This window comes from Bifidobacterium sp. POST2/T3 (B1), from assembly GCF_058197115.1.
The window spans coordinates 1-3,910 of record NZ_JBVPQK010000246.1; the positions used below are offsets into that span (position 1 = coordinate 1).

Annotated in this window: 4 protein-coding genes; 1 reads left to right on the top strand and 3 read right to left on the bottom strand. The window is 61.5% G+C overall.

What is annotated here, in order from left to right; all coding sequences use genetic code 11:
• Positions 1-8: 8 nt before the first annotated feature.
• The 3 genes from AC0AP0_RS09865 to leuC form a co-directional block, all read right to left on the bottom strand.
• Complete coding sequence (locus AC0AP0_RS09865) at positions 9-968, bottom strand: CPBP family intramembrane glutamic endopeptidase (protein ID WP_490430336.1); 960 nt, start codon at positions 966-968, stop codon at positions 9-11.
• A gap of 112 nt (positions 969-1,080) precedes the next feature.
• Positions 1,081-1,767, bottom strand: a complete 687-nt coding sequence (leuD, locus tag AC0AP0_RS09870) for a 3-isopropylmalate dehydratase small subunit (RefSeq protein ID WP_490430337.1) — start codon at positions 1,765-1,767, stop codon at positions 1,081-1,083.
• 46 nt (positions 1,768-1,813) lie between these two features.
• Positions 1,814-3,217: a 3-isopropylmalate dehydratase large subunit gene (leuC, locus tag AC0AP0_RS09875; protein WP_261254011.1), complete on the bottom strand. Its 1,404-nt coding sequence runs from the start codon at positions 3,215-3,217 to the stop codon at positions 1,814-1,816.
• A 151-nt stretch (positions 3,218-3,368) separates the two neighbouring features.
• Here leuC and AC0AP0_RS09880 point away from each other — a divergent pair.
• On the top strand, positions 3,369-3,910 hold a 542-nt coding region (locus tag AC0AP0_RS09880), incomplete at its 3' end, for an IclR family transcriptional regulator (protein ID WP_490430338.1).

The following is a 3,910-nucleotide window of genomic DNA, read 5'->3' on the forward strand; positions in this document are numbered from 1 at the left end:
CCGTCCGGTCAGGCCAGCCCTGGTACGAATTCGCTCAGGGCCATCAGCAGGCACGCCAGGCAGAAGAGCAGGAACCAGGGCGCCCTCCAAGAAGCGTAGATTCCCTTGGGAGCGCGATTGCTGCGGCAGTAATCACGGAGAGTCCGAATCTTGAACAGCAGCCCGACGACACCGACCAGCAACACCAGGATCATGAGCAGGCCCAGGCCGATGCGAACCACCTCGGGTGCCAGGGGCATGTACTTGGCCAGCAGACCCGAGGAGAAGGCATTGTTGAGCATGTGCACCAGCAGGGACCAGACCAGCCCGTATTCCATGGCCAGATAGCCCAGAACCAGGCCGGAAATGAAACCGAACAGACCCTGGACCAAGGAACCATGCATGAATCCGAAAAGCAAAGAAGAGGTAATGATGGCGAAGACTCGACCAAAGCGGCGCAAGCCGTTCATGATGACCCCGCGGAAGACCAGCTCCTCGGCAAAAGGTCCCAAAAGAATGCCATAGAAGAGCATGATCGGCGTTTCCATACCGCCGTCGTCAGGTGTGGTCGGCGGGTGCAGCCCAGTACCGGACAGAATTGCGTTTAGTCCAGAGTTAGCCGCACTGGCCACCAGCTGACTGAGGAAGAAGCAGGCCAGGGCGATGATCAACGCCAACAGGCTGAATCGGCGCGCAGTAACCCAACGCACCTGGTCCTGGCCATGCCGTTCATGGCCTACAATGACCGGCCATTGACTGATCAAAGCAAACAACAGGGCCAGCACCACGGAGGTGACCACTGTCCAGTCCCCCAAAGGACCGTTGAGCTGCGCTTTGGAAGCATGCGGGAAGAGTGCGGGCAGCACAACCTTGCCTCCCAAAAGGCCTGCCAGGGTCTCGATGGCCACGTAGATGAAGGCGAAAGCACTCAGGGCATTCACTGCCCGTCTAACGCCCCAGTCGTGCACATCGCCGCTGCTATGCCTCATGATAACCGCCCCTCTTCGTTTGCCAACCGGTCACAGTCGACCAATGACTGTCACTTTCCATGGTAAGCGAAAAAGAGCGGAAACTTTCATATGAGGGCGCACGGCCCGTCGGTCAGATGATGCCGCGATCAGCCAGGGGCCCAGGCCAATCGATATGGCCCTCCCTGGCTGAAGTGACCGGCTCTTCGGGCATGTGCTGCGCCGGCAGGGTACGCGGCTTGAAGGGGAAGCGCTCAGCCCTCATGCGCTCATAGGCACGGATATCATCCTCGTGCTGCAGGGTCAGATCGATGTCGTCATAGCCATTCATGAGCCGCCATCGCACGTAGTCGTCCACTTGGAAGGGCAGAGTCACATCCGCGCAAGTGACTGTGCGAGCGCCCAGGTCCACAGTCATCTCAGTGCCAGGATCCTCCTCCAGGAGCTTCCAGAGCAACTCCACTGATTCCTGGGGCATGATGGCGGCCAGAACCCCGTTCTTGGCGGTGTTCCCATAGAAGATATCAGCGAAGCGGGGGGCAATGACCACGCGGAAGCCATAATCTCGCAGAGCCCAGACCGCATGCTCGCGCGAGGAGCCGATGCCGAAGTCCGGCCCGGCTACCAGGATGCGAGCACCTGAATATTCAGGCCGGTTGAGCACGAAATTCGGATCCCTTCGCCATGCATAGAAGAGTGCATCCTCGAAGCCGGTCTTCTTCACCCGCTTCAGGAATACGGCGGGGATGATCTGATCGGTATCGACGTTGGAGCGGCGCAAGGGCACTCCAACCCCGGTTACAACGGAAAGTGGCTCCATGATGACCTCCTGCCTTCTGGATGGCGATTACGAATGATTGATGGGCTTACAGATCGGCCGGCGAACAGATGGTTCCCCTGATGGCGGTGGCAGCGGCCACCTCGGGCGAGGCCAGATGCGTCCTGCCGCCCTTGCCCTGACGACCCTGGAAGTTGCGGTTGGATGTGGAAATGGAACGCTCCCCCGGCACCAGCTGGTCGGGATTCATCCCCAGGCACATGGAGCAGCCTGCGTTGCGCCATTCGGCTCCGAAGTCCTCGAAGATGCGATCCAGCCCCTCCTTTTCGGCCTGGATGCGAACTCGTGAAGAGGCCGGCACCACCAGGACGCGATGCAGGTTCTTGGCCTTGTGGTGCCCCTTCATGATGGCCGCCGCTGCGCGCAGATCCTCGATGCGCCCGTTGGTGCAGGAACCGATGAAGACGGTGTCCACGGCGATGTCCCGGATGGGCATCCCAGGCTTCAGACCCATGTAGTCGATGGCTTCCTGGGCCGCCTGGCGCTTGGCTGGGTCGGCGATCTTTTCCGGCACAGGCACATCAGCGCCTATGGGCAGGCCCTGTCCGGGGTTGGTGCCCCAGGTCACGTAGGGGGTCAGCTGGTCGGCATCCAGGATGACCTCCTTGTCGAAGACTGCATCCGGATCGGTGGGAAGGGTCCGCCAGTAGTCCAGAGCCTGCTCCCACATGGCCCCCTTAGGGGCGTGCGGCCGCCCTTCCAGGTAAGCGAAGGTGGTCTCGTCGGGTGCAATCATCCCGGCCCTCGCCCCGGCCTCGATGGACATGTTGCAAATGGTCATGCGCGCATCCATGGACATGCGCCGAATGGCATCGCCCCGGTACTCCAGAACGTGCCCTTGGCCGCCGCCAGTGCCGATCTTGGCGATGACAGCCAGAATGACGTCCTTGGCACCGACGCCGGGCTTGAGCTGGCCGCGGACGGTGATGGCCATGGTCTTGAAAGGCTTCAGGCTCAGGGTCTGGGTGGCCAGAACATGCTCCACCTCGGAGGTTCCGATGCCGAAAGCCAGGGCCCCAAAGGCCCCGTGGGTCGAGGTATGCGAATCGCCGCAGACGATGGTCATGCCGGGCTGGGTCAGTCCCAGGACGGGTGCAAAAGCATGGACGATGCCCTGGTCCGCGTCCCCCAATGGATGCAGACGGACGCCGAACTCACGGCAATTGCGTTCCAGGGTGGAGATCTGCAGGGCCGAAACCTTGTCGGCAATGGGCCGATCGATGTCGATGGTGGGGGTGTTGTGATCCTCGGTGGCGATGACCTGGTCCAAGTGACGGATCTTCCGGCCTGCCAAGCGCAGCCCCTCGAAAGCCTGTGGACTGGTTACCTCGTGCATAAGCTGCAGATCGATGTAGATCAGATCGGGCTCGCCTCCCTGGCCCTTTCTGACCAAATGATCGGCCCAGACCTTTTCCGCCATTGTGCGTCCCATATCGCCTCCTGAAAACCTACGACCGGCCGGGGCGCCAACCTTATCGGCACCCCGCCGGCCTCTTACCACCGAGTATGGAACTGCCCAACCGTTATGAACTTTTGCATTTCATATACTGAGATGGCATAATTCAACCATGGACACGCTTTCTATGAACGACGACGACAGATACCCCTCCGCAAATGATCCGAACATGCATCAGGAGGAGATTCATTCGGGCGTCGGCGTTCTGGACAAGACGGTACGAATTCTGGATACTTTGGAGACCGGCCCCATGACCCTGGGCCAGCTGGTCAACGCCACCGGATTGGCTCGACCCACGGCCCACCGGCTGGCCATCGCTTTGGAGCGCCACCGCTTCGTACTGCGGGACGCGCATGGCCGCTTTGTCCTAGGCTCCCGCTTCGCCGAGCTGGCCGCCGCCGCCGGCGAGGATCGACTGCTGACCGCCTCAGGGCCCATCCTGCATACACTGCTCAGCCGCTCGGGCGAGTCAGCCCAGATTTTCCGCCGCCAGGGCGAGGTTCGGGTCTGCATCGCCGCGGTGGAACGCGCCTCTGGCCTGCGCGACTCCATCCCTGTAGGCGCCCTGCTATCCATGGAGGCCGGGTCGGCGGCACAGATTCTGCTGGCCTGGGAGGAACCTGAGCGCCTCCACCAAGGCCTGCGACACGCCAAGTTCAACGCAGCGAC